This is a genomic window from Neisseria animaloris (assembly GCF_900637855.1).
Lineage (GTDB): Bacteria > Pseudomonadota > Gammaproteobacteria > Burkholderiales > Neisseriaceae > Neisseria > Neisseria animaloris.
In genome coordinates, this window is the sequence record NZ_LR134440.1 from 152357 (window position 1) to 169082 (window position 16726).

Annotated in this window: 11 protein-coding genes and 2 pseudogenes; 6 read left to right on the forward strand and 7 right to left on the reverse strand. The window is 49.4% G+C overall.

Annotated elements, in window-relative coordinates:
• The 6 genes from EL216_RS00715 (at position 1) to EL216_RS00740 (ending at position 7830) form a co-directional block, all read left to right on the forward strand.
• On the forward strand, positions 1-1332 hold the full coding sequence (locus tag EL216_RS00715; RefSeq protein WP_085389622.1) for a paraquat-inducible protein A: 1332 nt from the start codon (positions 1-3) through the stop codon (positions 1330-1332).
• Complete coding sequence (gene pqiB, locus EL216_RS00720) at positions 1325-2971, forward strand: intermembrane transport protein PqiB (RefSeq protein ID WP_085389623.1); 1647 nt, start codon at positions 1325-1327, stop codon at positions 2969-2971. The genes EL216_RS00715 and pqiB overlap by 8 nt, the downstream gene beginning before the upstream one ends.
• Positions 2971-3489, forward strand: coding sequence for a PqiC family protein (locus EL216_RS00725; protein WP_085389624.1), 519 nt, complete (start codon positions 2971-2973; stop codon positions 3487-3489). The genes pqiB and EL216_RS00725 overlap by 1 nt, the downstream gene beginning before the upstream one ends.
• A 213-nt stretch (positions 3490-3702) precedes the next feature.
• Complete coding sequence (gene lepA, locus EL216_RS00730) at positions 3703-5496, forward strand: translation elongation factor 4 (RefSeq protein ID WP_085389625.1); 1794 nt, start codon at positions 3703-3705, stop codon at positions 5494-5496.
• Positions 5496-6482: a signal peptidase I gene (gene lepB, locus EL216_RS00735; RefSeq protein WP_085389626.1), complete on the forward strand. Its 987-nt coding sequence runs from the start codon at positions 5496-5498 to the stop codon at positions 6480-6482. The genes lepA and lepB overlap by 1 nt, the downstream gene beginning before the upstream one ends.
• Positions 6483-6642: 160 nt before the next feature.
• Positions 6643-7830: an acetylornithine/succinyldiaminopimelate transaminase gene (locus tag EL216_RS00740; protein ID WP_085389627.1), complete on the forward strand. Its 1188-nt coding sequence runs from the start codon at positions 6643-6645 to the stop codon at positions 7828-7830.
• Positions 7831-8112: 282 nt separating this feature from the next.
• Here the strand turns inward: EL216_RS00740 and EL216_RS00745 are convergent.
• The 7 genes and pseudogenes from EL216_RS00745 to EL216_RS00775 form a co-directional block, all read right to left on the reverse strand.
• A pseudogene (locus EL216_RS00745) lies at positions 8113-8260 on the reverse strand (IS5/IS1182 family transposase); the annotation flags it as partial.
• 185 nt (positions 8261-8445) lie between these two features.
• On the reverse strand, positions 8446-9936 hold the full coding sequence (locus tag EL216_RS00750) for a surface lipoprotein assembly modifier (RefSeq protein WP_085389628.1): 1491 nt from the start codon (positions 9934-9936) through the stop codon (positions 8446-8448).
• A 132-nt stretch (positions 9937-10068) separates the two neighbouring features.
• Complete coding sequence (locus EL216_RS00755; protein ID WP_085389629.1) at positions 10069-12849, reverse strand: lactoferrin/transferrin family TonB-dependent receptor; 2781 nt, start codon at positions 12847-12849, stop codon at positions 10069-10071.
• 125 nt (positions 12850-12974) lie between these two features.
• The gene (locus EL216_RS00760) at positions 12975-15023 is read right to left on the reverse strand and encodes a transferrin-binding protein-like solute binding protein (RefSeq protein ID WP_197720437.1); all 2049 of its coding nucleotides are present in this window, start codon (positions 15021-15023) and stop codon (positions 12975-12977) included.
• A 628-nt stretch (positions 15024-15651) separates the two neighbouring features.
• Positions 15652-15810, reverse strand: coding sequence for a hypothetical protein (locus EL216_RS00765; RefSeq protein ID WP_408633977.1), 159 nt, complete (start codon positions 15808-15810; stop codon positions 15652-15654).
• 14 nt (positions 15811-15824) lie between these two features.
• A pseudogene (locus EL216_RS11490) lies at positions 15825-15987 on the reverse strand (IS5/IS1182 family transposase); the annotation flags it as partial.
• 104 nt (positions 15988-16091) lie between these two features.
• Positions 16092-16457: a YkvA family protein gene (locus EL216_RS00775; RefSeq protein WP_085389632.1), complete on the reverse strand. Its 366-nt coding sequence runs from the start codon at positions 16455-16457 to the stop codon at positions 16092-16094.
• Between the last annotated feature and the right edge of the window lie 269 nt (positions 16458-16726).

Consider the following 16726-nt stretch of genomic DNA (forward strand, 5'->3'; position numbering starts at 1 on the left):
ATGAAATTTGCCCGAGCCTACCGCCGTTGGTGGCGTTACCGTACATACTGCAGCGATGCGACTTTGCCGGCGCATTCGTTGGATTGCCCCGAATGCGGCTTGCGTATGAAACTGCCGCGTTTGCGGCAGGGGCAAGAAGCACACTGCCCGCGATGCGGATATGAAGTGGTTGAAATCGAAAAAAATCCCTATATCGCTCCTTTGGCGTACGCCGTTGCATCTTTGGTGCTGATGGTATTTGTGTATAACATGATGTTTGTTACCGTAACGATAGCCGGAGTAACATCAATTCTGTCGCTGCCTTCGATGATGAAACAGTTGATTTTGTCGGACTTCGGTTTTCTGGCGGAAGTGATGTTCGTGCTTACCTTTGGCACGCCGCTGCTGTTTCTGCTGCTTTGTATATACGTGTATACCTCTCTGATACGCGACAAAATTTATCCAGGGCTGTTTTACGCTACCCGCACGTTGGTGCGGCTGCGCCATTGGATTATGGTGGATGTGTTTTTTATTTCGACGCTGGTGTCGTACATCAAACTTTCTTCGGTGGCACGGGTGGAATTCGGCGCGGCGTTTTATCTGATGTTCGGGTTGGCCGTGATGCTGATACGTACTTCGGTGGCGATTCCGCAACATTGGGTTTATTATAAAATCCACCACATGCTCGGCAGAAATGCTGTTCAGACGGCCTCCGAAGAGCATGTCTGTTGCAGCCGCTGCCTGTATTTCCGTGATAAAACCGAAAGCACTTGCGGTGTGTGCGGAGCCGATTTATACCGCCGTCGCCCGCAGAGTTTGAGCGTATCGATGGCGTTTTTGGTTGCGGCCATCGTACTGTATGTTCCTGCCAATGTATTGCCGATCATGATTTCCTCAAACCCGACAACAGTGCAGATTAATACGATTTTCAACGGCATCGTGTATATGTGGAACGACGGCGACAAGCTGATTGCGGTGATTATTTTCAGCGCGAGTATTTTGGTGCCGGTGGCAAAAATCGTATCGCTGTTGTTTTTAATCGGCAGTGCGCGTTTCGGGCTGCCGATAGGTATACATAAAATGTCGCTGCTCTATCGTTTCACCGAGGCGGTAGGCAAATGGTCGATGATTGATATTTTTGTCATCATTATTTTAATGAGCGCCTTCCACTCCAACCTGGCGCGGGTAGTGCCGGGTGCTGCGGCCATATACTTTTGTTTGGTGGTGCTGCTTACCATGCTTTCCGCTTATTTTTTCGATCCGCGCCTATTGTGGGACAAAACCCGCAACGATACTGCTTTAACCGAAAGGCCGTCTGAAAACGTGCCAGCAAACCAACCCGAATATGAATAACGAAAATCCAAAAAACGATAACCAACCCGTACCGGCCCGTGTACGCAAAACCAATGTATTCACCTCGGTGGTGTGGCTGATTCCGCTAATCGCTTTGATCGTAGGCGGCTGGCTGCTGATGAAAGACATCCGCAACCGGGGGCCTGAAGTAACCCTGTTGATGGAAAGTGCCGACGGTATCGAAGTGAACAATACCGTGGTAAAAGTGCTGAGTGTGGAAGTAGGGCGTGTTTCACGCATCCGGCTGCGCAGCGACCGCAAAGGTGTGGAAGTAACCGCCCGCCTTACGGCGGATGCCAAAGATATGATGCGCAAAGACACCCAATTTTGGGTAGTGAAACCGCGCATCGACCAAAGCGGCATTACCGGCCTGAATACTTTGGTTTCAGGCTCTTATATCGCATTCACGCCGGGCAACAGCGAAGAAACCGAAGATGTTTTTGAAGTGTTGGATATTCCGCCGATTGCCGCCATCGGTCAAAGCGGTTTGCGCCTGAAACTGATTGGTGCCAACAATAAAATGATTGCCGTCGGCAGCCCCGTGCTTTACGAAGACTTTATGGTGGGGCAGGTGGAAAGCGCCCAGTTCGACCCGAAAGATCAAACCGTTAATTACACCGTTTTCATTCAAAGCCCGAACGACAAACTAGTAGGCGAACACAGCCAGTTTTGGTTGCAAAGCGGCATCAATATCGAAACCACCAACGGTGGAGTCCGCGTAGATTCCGCCCCGCTTTCCGCATTGCTTTCCGGCGCAATTTCGTTCGGTACGCCGTTGGATGGCGACAAAGGTAAACCCGCGGTCAATGACGATACTTTCGAACTGTATGACGACCGCAGCCAAATCGACAACCTGCCAAGCTCGCGGGCGTTGTATTACATTGCTTTTTTTAAACAAAGTGTGCGCGGTTTGAACCCGGGTGCGCCGGTGGAATACAAAGGCATCAATATCGGGGCCGTGGCCGACGTGCCATATTTTGCCGGCAGCGACAGCCTGAAACTTCTGCAAAACGGTTGGATTCCCGTACGTATCCGCATAGAACCCGCCCGTATGGAAATCAATACGGGCGAGCAAAGCCGCGAATACTGGCAAAACCAGTTTCAGACGGCCTTAAAGAAAGGTTTGACCGCAACCATTTCAAGCAACAATCTGCTAACCGGCAGCAAAATGATTGAATTGAACGACCAGCCTTCATCAAGCGCGAAACTCAAACCGTATGCAGATTATGCCGGCAATGTCGTGATTGCCACCCAAAACGGCGGCTTGGACAATTTGCAGGCTCAGTTGGGCGATTTGCTGGAAAAATTCAACAAGTTGCCACTAGACAAAACCGTCGGCGAATTAAACGGCTCGCTACGCGAATTAAAAGCCACGTTGAAATCTGCCAATGCGCTTCTCGGCAAACCGCAAACGCAGAATATTCCGCAAGAATTGAACCGGACGCTGAAAGAATTACGCCAAACTCTGCAAGGCGTATCACCGCAGTCGCCGCTGTATGGCGATGTTCAGGCCACGCTGCAAAGCATAGATAAAACCCTGAAAGAAGCGCAGCCGGTTATCAATACCTTGAAAGAAAAACCCAATGCGCTGATTTTCAACAGCAATGTTAAAGACCCGATACCGAAAGGAAGCCGCTGATGCGTAAAATATTTTTTATTGCCGCCTTTGCCGCGTTAAGCGCATGCAGCACGCCTGCACCGCAGTATTTCACATTGCCCGACAGCCAATACAGCCAGCCTGCACGCAGAGGCAGTGAAATCGCCGTACGCGTTTATTTGGCGGAGCCGTTAAACAACGGCGGCCTTGTGTATCAAACCGATGCCTACCATGTGAATTTTGCCCGCAACCATCTTTGGGCAGCTGCGCTGGATAACGCATTGACCGCCGGTTTCAGTAACAAACTCAATCGCTCGGATACCCGCTATATGTTTGTGCCTGCCGCGCGGAGCGGTAGCACGCAGACATTAAAAATTTATGTGGAAGCGTTTCAGGGCAGTTATCAGGGCAAGACTTTGGTAAGCGGCTATGCCTTGTGGCCGAACGGAGAGAGCAGGCCGTTCCATATCGAAACGCCACAGCAGGGCGACGGCTATACCGCAATGGTCGAATCGCTTAACAAAGGTTTGGAAGATGCCGCACAAGCGATTGTCTATTAATTCGGCTTTCAGTCTTAAAAGGCCGCCTGAAAAAGCTTTTTCAGACGGCCTTTGCTGTTTGTCTGCCGGATATCTCTCACCCGCATTAGCGGAAATGTTGTTTTTCGGCTAAAATATGCAGCTATTTAATTCCAATTTTATCAGGCCGTCTGAAAAAGCCGGACACTGTTTCAGACGGCCTACACAGCACAAAAGAGTAGTATGTCTAACTCAATGAAAAATATTAGAAACTTTTCCATTATCGCCCACATCGACCACGGCAAATCCACACTGGCCGACCGCTTTATTCAATATTGCGGCGGCTTGGAAATGCGAGAAATGAGCACGCAGGTGCTGGACTCGATGGATATTGAAAAAGAGCGCGGCATTACCATCAAAGCGCAAACCGCCGCCCTGAACTATAAAGCGCGCGACGGGCAAACCTATCAGCTCAACCTGATCGACACGCCCGGACACGTCGACTTTTCCTACGAAGTTTCCCGCTCGTTATCTGCTTGCGAAGGCGCACTTTTGGTGGTGGACGCTTCGCAAGGTGTGGAAGCACAAACCGTGGCCAACTGCTACACTGCGATTGATTTGGGCGTGGAAGTGGTACCCGTGCTGAACAAAATCGATTTGCCTGCCGCCGACCCCGACCGCGTGGCGCAGGAAATCGAAGACATCATCGGCATCGATGCCGTCGGCGCGGTAACCTGCTCCGCCAAAAGCGGCTTGGGCGTGGAAGACGTGTTGGAAGAAATCGTAGCCAAAATTCCTGCTCCCGAAGGTGATGAAGAAGCATCTTTAAAAGCCATGATTATCGACTCTTGGTTTGATAATTATGTCGGCGTGGTGATGCTTATCCGCATTAAAGACGGCCGTCTGAAACTGAAAGACAAAGTTCAGTTTATGAGCACCAAAGCGGAAACCCAAGTCGAGCAACTGGGCGTATTCACGCCTAAATCGGTGCAGAAACAAGAATTAAAAGCCGGCGAAGTAGGCTTCCTGATTACCGGCATCAAAGAATTGAATGCTGCCAAAGTTGGCGACACCATTACCTTGGCAGCCAATCCTGCCGAAAAAGCTCTGCCTGGTTTCCAAGAGGTTCAATCGCAGGTATTTGCCGGTTTGTATCCGGTGGAAAGCCACGATTACGAAGCCTTGCGCGACGCTTTGGAAAAACTGCAATTAAACGACGCTTCGCTGAAATTCGAGCCGGAAGTTTCCCAAGCCTTGGGTTTCGGCTTCCGCTGCGGCTTCTTGGGGCTGTTGCATTTGGAAATCGTGCAGGAGCGCTTGGAGCGCGAATTCGATATGGACTTGATTACCACTGCGCCGACGGTGGTATATGAAGTATTGCTGAAAAACGGCGAAAAAATCGAAGTGGAAAACCCGTCCAAACTGCCGGATGTCGGTTTGATTGATACCATTTTCGAGCCGATTATTACCGCTACTATTTTGGTGCCGCAAGAATATGTGGGTGCTGTGATGACTTTGTGTAACCAAAAACGCGGTGTGCAGAGAAACATGCAATACATGGGTCGGCAAGTGATGCTGACTTATGATCTGCCCATGAACGAAGTAGTGATGGACTTTTTTGATAAGTTGAAATCCACTTCGCGCGGTTATGCTTCGTTAGACTACGAATTCAAAGAATTCCAAGCAGCCGATCTGATTAAGCTGGATATCATGGTCAACGGCGAAAAAGTCGATGCCTTGAGCCTGATTGTCCACCGCTCCAATGCCGTGTTCCGCGGCCGCGAACTGGCGGCGAAAATGCGCGAACTGATTCCGCGCCAGATGTTCGATATTGCCGTGCAAGCGGCAATAGGCAGCCAGATTATCGCCCGCGAAACCGTGAAAGCCCTGCGTAAAAACGTATTGGCCAAATGTTACGGCGGCGATATTACGCGTAAGAAAAAACTTCTTGAAAAACAGAAAGCCGGTAAACGCCGTATGAAGCAGGTCGGCAATGTGGAAATTCCGCAGAGCGCGTTCTTGGCTATTTTGCAGGTTGGGGATAAATAATGAGTAAAACATTGATACTGGGCGCAGTTGCCGCTCTGATTATCGGTTTGGTGCTGTTTGCCGGAAGTAATAAGCAGCGCGAAGAAAACGGTGAGTGGAGTAATTCGCTGCAATGGGGCTATCTGCTGATGATGATAGGTGCGTTCGGCATATTGTCGGCATTCATGAGTTTCACTGCCGTTTTGCTGATTTTCGTGCTGTTTACCGGTGTGGTTTGGATTATCCATAAAGGCCGTCTGAAAAAGCAGGCGGGAAGTGTGGAAAGTAATCATTTTACCGATTATATGGGCGGGTTTTTCCCGATTATTCTGGTGGTATTCGTATTGCGTACTTTTATCGGCGAACCGTTCCAGATTCCTTCCAGTTCGATGCGCCCCGGTTTGGTAGTCGGCGATTTTATTTTGGTAAATAAGTTTGCCTACGGCATCCGCACGCCGATTATCAATAACGTTTTGATTCCGGTGGGCAGCGTGGAACGGGGCAATGTTGTGGTGTTCAATTATCCTGAAGATACATCCATCAATTACATCAAGCGTGCCGTCGGTTTGCCGGGCGATTTGGTGGAATATAAAGATAAGGTGTTGAGTGTTAACGGGAAAGTAGTAGAGGATCACTCCGTCGGCGAGCAAAGCTATACGGAAAATACCCGCCAGTACGGTTCCCTCACCGTTCATGCCGAAGCATTTAAGGAAACACTCGGTTCACACCAGTTTGAAGTGTTGAAAATTCCGGAACAGCCCAGCTTCCTGCCGCAAGGCGTGCGTCCTGAGTTCGCCCACCGCCAGAATTGCGAGTATGCGCAGGACGGATCGTGGTTCAGATGTGTTGTGCCCGAAGGCCATTATTTTATGATGGGCGATAACCGCGATAATAGTGAAGACTCGCGTTATTGGGGTTTTGTCAGCGATAAGCTGATTGTCGGCAAGGCTTTCTTTATTTGGATGAATTTCGGTGATATGAGCCGTATCGGTATGAAAATCCGATAGTTGGATCTGTCTTGATGAGGCCGTCTGAAAAAGGTTTTCAGACGGCCTTTTTTATGGGTAGGGGGATATGGCTGCGAAAAGCGCCGGTTTATCCGTTATCCATTGAAAATAAACAATAATCAGCGCATAATGACTCTCATTTTTTGAAAAAGGAATACCCATGCAAAACTATCTGACTCCCAATTTTGCTTTCGCTCCCGTTATTCCCGATCACGCCTCCGGCAGTCGGGTGTGGGATAGTGAAGGGAGGGAATACATTGATTTGGCAGGTGGTATTGCGGTAAATGCGTTGGGGCACTGCCACCCCGTATTGGTTAGGGCATTAACCGAGCAGGCGGGAAAATTGTGGCATATCTCCAATATCTACACTACCGAACCCGCACAAAAACTGGCAAAAAAGCTGACTGAGCATACTTTTGCCGAGAAAGTGTTTTTTTGCAATTCCGGTGCGGAAGCCAATGAAGCGGCGTTAAAACTGGCACGCAAATATGCCCGCGATCATTTCGGCGAAGGTAAAAACGAAATCATCGCCTGCATTAACGGTTTTCACGGGCGCACATTGTTCACGGTTTCCGTAGGCGGCCAGCCGAAATACAGCCAAGATTTCGCTCCTTTGCCGCCTGCCATTTCCCATGTGCCGTTTAACGATGTCAAAGCATTGTCCGAAGCGGTCAGCGAGCGAACTTGCGCAGTTATCCTCGAACCGATACAAGGCGAAAGCGGTGTTTTGCCGGTTGATGCCGAATTTTTGCACACTGCGCGCCGATTATGTGATGAAAACCATGCTTTGTTGATTTTGGATGAAGTGCAAACAGGCATGGGGCGCACGGGCAAATTATTTACTTATGAACATTACGGCGTTACGCCCGATATTCTTACCAGCGCCAAAGCACTCGGCAGCGGCTTTCCGATTGGTGCGATGCTGACGACCGATAAAATCGCTGCGGCTTTTACTCCGGGAACGCACGGCACCACTTTTGGCGGAAACCCACTGGCATGTGCCGTTGCCGGAAGCGCTTTTGATGTGATTAATGCGGCGGATACGTTGGAAAACGTTCATCAGCAAGGAGAAAAGCTAAAGGCCGTCTTAAAAGATTTGGGTGATGAAACAGGCGTGTTTAAAGAAGTTCGCGGTATGGGGTTGCTGGTAGGCTGTGTTTTGGCGGACGAATATGCAGGCCGTGCCGGAGAGTTGATACAAGAAGCGTTGAAACATGGCTTGATGATTTTAGTGGCCGGCGGAAATGTTATCCGCTTGGCTCCCAGCTTGTTGTTGAATGACGAAGATAGGGAAGAAGGAATACGCCGCCTGCGTTTGGCGGTATCGTCGTGGCTGGGGAAGCAGTAGTCGGTTTATTGCCTTGATATGTAAATAATTAAGATGTTGAGACCTTTGCAAAATAGCTCTTTACCCAACAGCTGAAATTCAAACACGGGATTTCGGCTGTTTTTACTCCAATTATCCCCTTTATCCTTTCTCAGATACCCAATCATAGGGTATCCCTACCGCTTTTCAGACGGCCTCAGGCGCACGTAGCCTGTTGGCTGCTTTCAGTAGGTTCAAATAAATCGCTTTTACTTTGTGCCGTCATTTTGCTCAGATCAAAATGATCAGTGGACGGTTGAGCTAGTCGCTAATGGAGCGGATTCTCTGACGGTTCAAGTAATGTTCGACGGGGTTTTCAATCGATCACTTGCTCCAGTTTCAATAAAGGGGGGGAGCGGTCGATGTGTTTGGCAATCATGGCCTGTATGGTTTGCTGAAAGAAGATGCTCATGGAAACTCCCCTAAATATCTTAAGTAGCGAATTCAGGAGAGTTTTGCAACGGTCTCTATCTATGTGATATATCTGCGCCTGTTGAGCTGCTATGCCTTGAACGGCACCCGCATTCGGCAAGTTTTCAAGGCCGCGGCCTTTATTCGTGCTATTGGTTATCAATCAGTTTGGCCGTTTAGCAGCTGTTAAAATGTTTTGGAAAATTCTATAAACATATTCTGTTTGCGGTAATCATAGAGAAACACATTACTTTTGTTGCGGGTATGCTGCCAGGTAATCCGCGGGGTAATGCCCCAGAAATGGATGTTGCGGTGCCAGACGGAAAGGTGTAGCTGTAAGGTACGGTCTTTTCGGATTTTTAGAATCGGCCAAGGCATGGGAGCATGGTAAGTTTGTTTGCTCCATGCGGCGCGGGTGCGGGTGCTGAAGCCTTTGGGCCATTCCTGTATCCAGCCCAGCGATGCCGTCCATTGGTGGTTGCTGTTGTCGGGGTCGTACAGGGTTTCGCGCTGTAAATCGAAACCTCCGAACCATGCTTGGCGCGGGCTGGATTGGTAAATCAATGTGTGGCCGATTTGGCGGCGGATGCCGTCGAAGCGGAAGCGGTGTTCGTGATTGATTTTTTCGATGCGGGCGTATTGGTTCAGTCGCCAGCGGCGATTGAGGCGGGAATTTAGGCTGAGGGTAGTACCGAAGCTCTCCGAAAAAGGCTTCAGGCCGCTTTCTTCTTTATGACCCTGCCACCAGCGTTTGGAAACGAATGGCATGATTTCGGCATCAAAACGTGCGTTGCGGTAGCCGATACCTGCGGCGGTATTGACCAGCAGGTCGTTGTATTGTTTGTGGGCGGGGTAGTGTTTGCCGTGGATGTCGGTGCTGAATTTGGCGGTGAAGCCGTGCGGCAGTGCCCAGTCTTTTTCTGCGCCGAGATGATAGCTGATGCCATGGGCACTTTCGGGTTGCGATTGGGTGTCGAGGTTGCCTTGCTGTTTGACGATAGGGGCGTTGTTGATATTGGGTTCGTAGGCGTAGTTGGCTCCGCCGCTGAATTGCCAGCGGTGGTGTTGTCTGAGTTCGTCGAGAAAGCGGTTAATGGCTTGTTTTTCGGGTTCGGGTAGATTGGATTGGGCGAGAAGTTTGGTAAATTGGTCTTTGGCGGCGAGGTTTTGGCGGTTGTAGAACAGGGCGATTGCCAGATACATGCGGATCACGTCTAACTCGGGTTTTTCGGCAATCAGGTTGCGGAGTCCGGCTACGGCTTCACCAAAGCGGCCTTGGTGCATGGCAAGTTTGCTTTCGGCCAATTGCAAAAGGATAGGGTCGCGGTTGCTTGAGGGCAGTTTGCGGTAAACGGGCAGTAATACACCGATGCCGTCAAAGTCGTTGCGCAATACGCTTTTATCCAGCAGCAGGTTGAGCAGTTGCGGCCGGGCGAGCAAAGTGGCTTCGTCGATATCCTGTATGGTAGCGGACGCTGCTTCGGAGGTTTGCCATACGGGCTGTTCGGATACCAGTTCGGGCAGCTCGGGTTGGATGGGTTCGGGTTTTTGTTCAGGGGTGAGCGTTTGTGCCGTTGTGGCGTATGTGAACAGCAACAAGGCAGCGGTGAGGCTCGTTTTGGCGAAACTCGCAAAGCTCGCTTTCAGACGGCCTGAACGGTGTGTGTTGGTTTGCATGGTATGTGATGTCGTGAAATAAGATAAATGGCGTAATAAACCGCAGGTCGGTTCGATATAGTGTGTGCTGTTGCACGGCTCTGGCCGTCTGAATGTTTTTCAGACGGCCTTCATGTGTTTGAAGCCGGTTAGTTAGAACTTCATTTCAAAACCTACGGTAATGTTGCGGCCGGGTGCGGCAAACTGCTTGTAGTCGGAACCGGGTACTTTTTGCTGCGACAGCGAGTTGATGGAGCTTTGGCGTACGGTTTCCCAAGTCAGATAACGGTAGTTCATGGCGTTATAGATGCCGGCACGCAGGGTGGCTTTTTTCCACGGGCGGTAGTAGCCGATCAAATCGACGGTTGTCCACGGTTTGGTTGCTGCTTTGGTAACGGCGCGGTTGATGGTAGGGCCGGTATCCGAATAGGCTTTGCTGATGAGTTCCTGCGGGTTTTTGCCGCGCGAATGTATCCAGTTCATCGACATTCCCCATTTTTCGGAAGGGGCGTCGTAATTCAGCCCGAGCACATAGCGCGACGGCTGGATGGTTTCGAGCGGATAGTCGGCCAGCCAAGTGTAGCGTTCGGGGTGGTTGTTAAACAGGCGTTTGGCCTTGATGCGGTTGTAGGCCATGTTTAACGACAAGCCTTCGGGCAGTTTGCTCCACATGCCGTTCAAGTCTATCGACGAACGGATATTGATACCGTTCAGATCGGCGTTTTGAAGGTTGAAGTTACCGATATTTTGGTAGTTGTTTTTGTCGGTTTTGGTGATGGCATAGGCAATCAGGTCGCGGTAGCGGCTGTTGAACATGCTCAGTTCGATATTGCCGAAGTTGCCTTTGAATGTCAGGCCAAATTCTTGGTTGAACGATTTTTCCGGCTCCAAATCGGCAACGTAGTGGACTTTGCTGTCGCGCGGGATGCCCGGCACGTTGTAACCGTAAAGCTCTTGGAAGCTGGGTACACGGAAGCCGTTGGAAACGCGATAGGAAACCGCCCACCTGCTGTTGGGTTTGAGAACGAGGCCCGCATTCCATGAGCGGTTGGTGTAGTTTTTGTCTTTGATGGCGACATCTTCGGAACGGAAACTGTGGTTGTCTAAGCGTAAGCCGAGGCCGAGATCGATATATTTGCCCAAGGCCATGTTGTCGCGCAGGGCGAGATAATAGCTGTTGCCCTTAATCGGTTTGCGCGAGCAGGTTTCGATCTTCCAATCGATACAGGGATATACATCAGTTATAACGGTACCTAAGTCTTTATAAATGTCGATGACGCGCTTTTGCCCGTTGATAACGCGGGTTTCCGTACCTATTCTGACTTGGTTTTTCTGTGCAGAGGTTTCGCGGAAAGCTTTGGCAAAGCTCGAATCGAAATGGTCATAGCCGGCTGCAATTTGAACGTCGTGTTTGCTGCGCCCCCACTGCCATTTTTTGTTCCATTTGGTGTTGAACAACGTATGGTTTTCGGTGTAGTCGATTTGCTCTTCACTTAAAAAAGAACCGGGTTTGTCTTTGCTGGGGGCGCAGTTGAGCGTTGTGCTGTAATCCGGATAGCGGGAACAGTGGGCGTGAACGGTTCCGGTGTCGGTTTTAATGTTTTGGCGGTCGATGCTCAGCTCTAAAGCGTCGGCCCAAGTTCCGCCTTCTTGAGGTTTGTAACGGTAGGCGATGCCGTTACGCATTTTGCTGTGCCGCTCTTGCAAGAAACGGGCGCGCGACCACAGCAGCTTGGAGTAGCCTTCGCGGAGGTCGTTGCGCCAAACGCCGTTATCGTTCAGCTCGAAGAGGGGTTTGGATGAAGGCGGGTAGTAGGAAGGGTAGCGCATGTCGCGACTGTCGTAGTTCTGTTTGGTGTGTTCCGTCAGCCAGCCGATATGATGCTGCGGAGAAATATGGTAGCCCAAACGAGCCAGCCACGAACCGCTGCGGTATTCCATCGGATTGGGGCGGATGCGGTTGGCACCGGTGTATTCTTTAGCCGACACGGTTTCTTTTTTATGCCGCATGGCGTGGCGGCGCTGGGCTTCTTCTTCGGGCGTGAAAGGCTCTGTGCGGCTTTGGGGTTGCCATAAGTCGGGGCGGGTGGGGGCGGATTTGTGGCGGATAACATCCGGCTCGTCTTCAAAACGGAACATATTGTCGCTCAAAAGACCCGGTGCTCCGCGCAGGTCGTATTTGTCTTCGTAAACATCTTGTTTGTAAAACGATTGGTTGGCGTTGCCCGCATCTTTGTGGATGTCAATTTCGTTGCCTTTGCGGTGGGTGTATTGCAGCAAACCTTCAAAACCTTGATAGCTGAATGCACCGCCGAGGGTTTGGGCGAATCGTTTGTCTTTGCTGCTGTAAACGGATTTGCTCGTCAGCCCCCATTTTTCGCCGTCTTGAAGAAAATCGCCGACGTTTTTGGTGCGGTAGTTTACCGAACCGCCCAAGCTGCCGCTACCGGATTCAACGCTGTTGCTGCCTTTGCTGATTTCTACGGCAGATACGTTTTCATATTCGATTTCGTTCATGGAACCGCTGCCGCCGCTGGATGAAGTGGTATCGGCATACGATTGCAGTTGAGGGATGCCGTCTACCGATACCTGTACGCGGTTTTTGTCCACCCCGCGGATGGAAAATCCGCTGCTACCGCCCCGGCCTTGTTCGACCACGGAGATACCCGGGTCGTAGCGTACCAAGTCGCGGATATTCAGTACTTGTTCTTTTTCGAGCTGTTCGGCGTTTTTAACCACTTTGCCCAAGCCGGTAACTTCTTGGGTTTTGCGGTTGATTTTTTTGGGGGCGGTTACATACACGGTGTCGAGGTCTACCGTGCTTTCGGCTTGAGCTTGATCGGCAGCATACAGGTTGCCGGAAAATGCGGTAAAACATAGGGATAATGCGGTTACGATGATTTTTTGCTGTGATGAGGAATGAGTAGTAAACATGATGTTTTTTTGCAGATTGATTTATGATTGTTGTCGGTAACGGTGGATGAGGCCGTCTGAAAACTCGGGCAGGTAAACGGCAGGTGGCGGATAAACCGCCTCTCCTGCTGCGCTTAACCTATGGTTTATTGCTGTTTTTGTGCGCCGAATACTGCACCTGCACGCACGTCTGTACCGTTTTTGTCTTTACCCGGGGTATTGTAGATCAGCGTACCACCTAGTTCGCGTGCGCCGGGGCCATAGAAACCGCCTTCCACTTTGGCATCCTGAATGTTGACGGAATAACCGCCGTTTTGATTGCCGGGATCGAAGGGGAAATTGCCGTCGGTATAGCCGCGTCCTTTAAAGCCGCTGCCGTTGATATCAGCCTCGATATTGAATACTTTGCGGCTGTCTGAGCCGATTAATGCACCGCTTAACTTTTTGCTACCGAAGTCCACATCGAATGATGAAATGCCGGCGCTGTTGTTCGAACCTATGTTCATCATGGTGGCATTATGGCCGTAATCGGGGTTACCGAATGCGTTGCGTTTGGGCGGTTCTACTTTGATGAAACCGGTCCAGCTGCCTAAGTATTTGACTTTTCCTGACTGGGGTAGATCGGCTATGGGGGTTCTTTCGCCTTGCAGATAGAGGGCATGTACGGGGTCTTGCCCTGCTTTTTCCTGTAACACGAATTGGCCGAAGCGCAGATAGCTCAGATTGCTGCAACACACTTGTACGAATTCGCGGGCTTTGCCTTCGCTGTTCTTCGATAGGGTGATGGTGTGGGTTTTGCCTGCTTTATCGGTGCTTATTTCGGCTTTAGCGTTTTTCAGCATTTTGTCAAGCTCGGCTTTTTCCAAGTCGAAAATTTTGTTGCCGAAGCGCAGTTTCATGGCATAGCCGAAATTGGGCAAAGGTTTGCGCTCGGCTTGGGTAAGGTGTTGGCGGACTTCAGGCTTTTTTTCTTCTTCTGCAAGCTCATTCGGCAAAGTCTTCTTATCCGAATTGGCTGTGTCGGCATCGTTGCTTTCTTTGTCTTCGTCGTTTTCGTATTCCACCTCAATCCGTTTGGGAACGGTAAGATAGAAAGCATCTAATAATGCATTGGTTTTTTTGGGTTGCTTCGGATTGTCGCCGTTGCGTTTAGCACCGAACACGACAAACAAAGAGTTGTCGTTGGCTAAAAATTTACCGGCAAGTTCTTGGGCTTGAGGGCCGTAGAAACCTCCTTCGAGCAGGTTGGAGTTGGCACCGAAAAACGCTTTGTCCAAGGTTGAAGAGTTGTTGTTGACGTTAGACAGAGCTTTGCCGGTGAAGCGGTTGCCGTTAAGTTGCGCTTCGATATCGTACATTTTCTTTTTGGGTTCGGTACGTGATTGATAATGAAGTGCACCGGTCATGCGCTTATTGGCGAAATCGACAGTAAAGTTAGACGTATATTTTGCGTCGGTGGCCCCACTTGATTGGCTGGTGGCACTGGCAATATCGCCGTCGCCTTTTTGGCTGTTAAAACCATTGCCGGTGCCAAAGCCTTTTCCTTTACCTTTTTTTACATCGCTCATGAAATACCATTCGCCCCGATAATTCACATTGTTATCGACAGGAAGGGCGGCTGAGGCAGAGGTACCATGATAAAAGGTGTAAACGTTCCAACCTTCCTTGAAGGTGTGCGATCTCAGTTCGCCGGCTTGATCTCTAACTTTTTCTTCTATGATTTTGGGGTAGTCCACGGTAAGGTGGCCGAAACGTATGTATTGATATTTGCCTTCTTGCTGTTTGCCTGTATGGTAAACCTTATTCGCGCCGCCGTTGTCTGGATCGTTTTGCATCTCCATCAGCTTGGGAATAGTCAAGTCTGCATCGTTGATAGCTTCGATCTGGTTGGGATCAAGCGGAATATAGATTTCCGCTTCGGTGGGCTTGCCTGAAGCATCCAGCAGCGGTTTACCGGTTTTATCGTATTTGGCTTGATTGCGGCGCAGACCTTTCATCACAAAACCTGCTGCAGGTTGTTTTAAGGCTTCCTGCTCTTCCGGGCTTTGGCGGGGTTCAGGTGCTTTTTCTACTTTGGGCGGTTCGGGCAGGGGAGGCGGTTCGGGATTGACGCGTAAGGTATCGAAGCTGCCGCCTGCACAAGCGGTAAGCATGACGGTAAGACTGCAAAGTGAGAATGTTTTGAGCTGCTGCATTTTATTGTTTCCTTTTATCGTATCAATAGTGTTCTGTAAGAATAGCTTTTTGAATATGTTCTTAAGGCTGAACAGGCATGCTGATTCCTTACGCACAACATCTGTTAAAGCATCAGGATGTTTTGTTATGTATTTGATAATATTTTTATTTTATGCAAAACAGTTTTTTATCAAAGAGAATGCTTCTCTTAAAGAATCAGTAAAACGGGGAGGGGTAATACCCATGGGTGGTTTGGCCGGTGCGTTAAAAAGCACTTGTTATGTGAAAAATTTACGTTTAATGAAACGAAAGTAAATCATTACAATTTATTTCGTTTTTTAAAATATTAAACCAATATGTAATTTATGTAAATAATAATCATTATTATTTTTATTAAAGCGTAAAGTGAGAATGCCAAACTGGTTGAGGTTTCCTGAAACCGGAATTTGTGAGGACTGAGTTTTGCCGAAGGAATATATTGCTTGAAAGAGGCCGTCTGAACAGATTGACTGAGACCTTTGTAAAATAGCTCTTTACTCAACAGCTGAAATTCAAACACAGGATTTCGGCTGTTTTTACTCCAATTATCCCCTTTATCCTTTCTCAGATACCCAATCACAGGGTATCCCTACCGCTTTTCAGACGGCCTCAGACGCACGTAGCCTGTTGGCTGCTTACAACAGGTTTAAACAAATCGCTTTTACTTTGTGCCATCACTTTGCTCCGGACAAAATAAGCTGCCTGGGCATAGCGGAATTTACGGTGGAGCGTACCGAAGTTTTTTTCCACCACATAACGGGTTTTCAACAGGTGTTCGTTGCGGCTGGTTCGGGCTTTGTCAGTGGGCGGTAGCGGGTTCTCTGACGGTTCAGATAATGTTCCATTGGTTGCCGGTTGATCATTTGCTCCAGTTTCAATAAAGGGGGATAGGTCGATGTGTTTGGCAATCATGGTTTGAGCGGTTTGCTGAAAGAAGGTGCTCATGGAAAATCCCCTAAATATCTTGGTAAGGAATTTAGGGGATTAGGGGAATGTTGGAAGGTCTCAGGCCGTCTGAAAACTTTTCATACGGCCTTTGCTACCAAGCCTTATCTGTTGAACAGTTTCTCGGTGGCAATACGTGCTTTTTCGCGGATTTCTTCAGTTAAATAACTTTTAACCTGGGTGTAAACCAAAGTAATGACTGCGATGTCGTCGCTGAATCCCAAAGGCCCGAGCAAATCGGGAATACTGTCTATCGGGCTGAGGAAGTAAACCAAAGCTCCGAGGATAATGACTTTGGCACGTTTGGGTGTAGTGGGTGCTTTAAACAGAAAATACAGCGCATACAGTTGACGGACTACCGGTGCGCCGAGCTTACCGGCAAAACGACCGAGTTTGCGCAGAAAACCGGGATCGTCTAATTTTCGGCGACGGAATTTGGGGATGAACTCTTCAGGAGATGGTCTGTGCATATTAAAACCCTCGTGGTGTGTAATATGTAATACGTTTGAAACGTCGCAAAACTTTTCTTGTAGCGCATTGAAGTGTTGTCAGCGGTTGCTATACCTTAAACTACTTCCGCCTCGAGGAATTTTGCAAAGGTTTCGTTCCGTACATGGGGAAAGGTTGCCGTAATTGCAAGTGAAAGTATATTTGACAGTCAGTTAAAGAAAGAAAAAGCGCAAGACGGTATGCTTTACATAATGAAGGCTGCAACCGCATATACATCGGATGGGCTTTG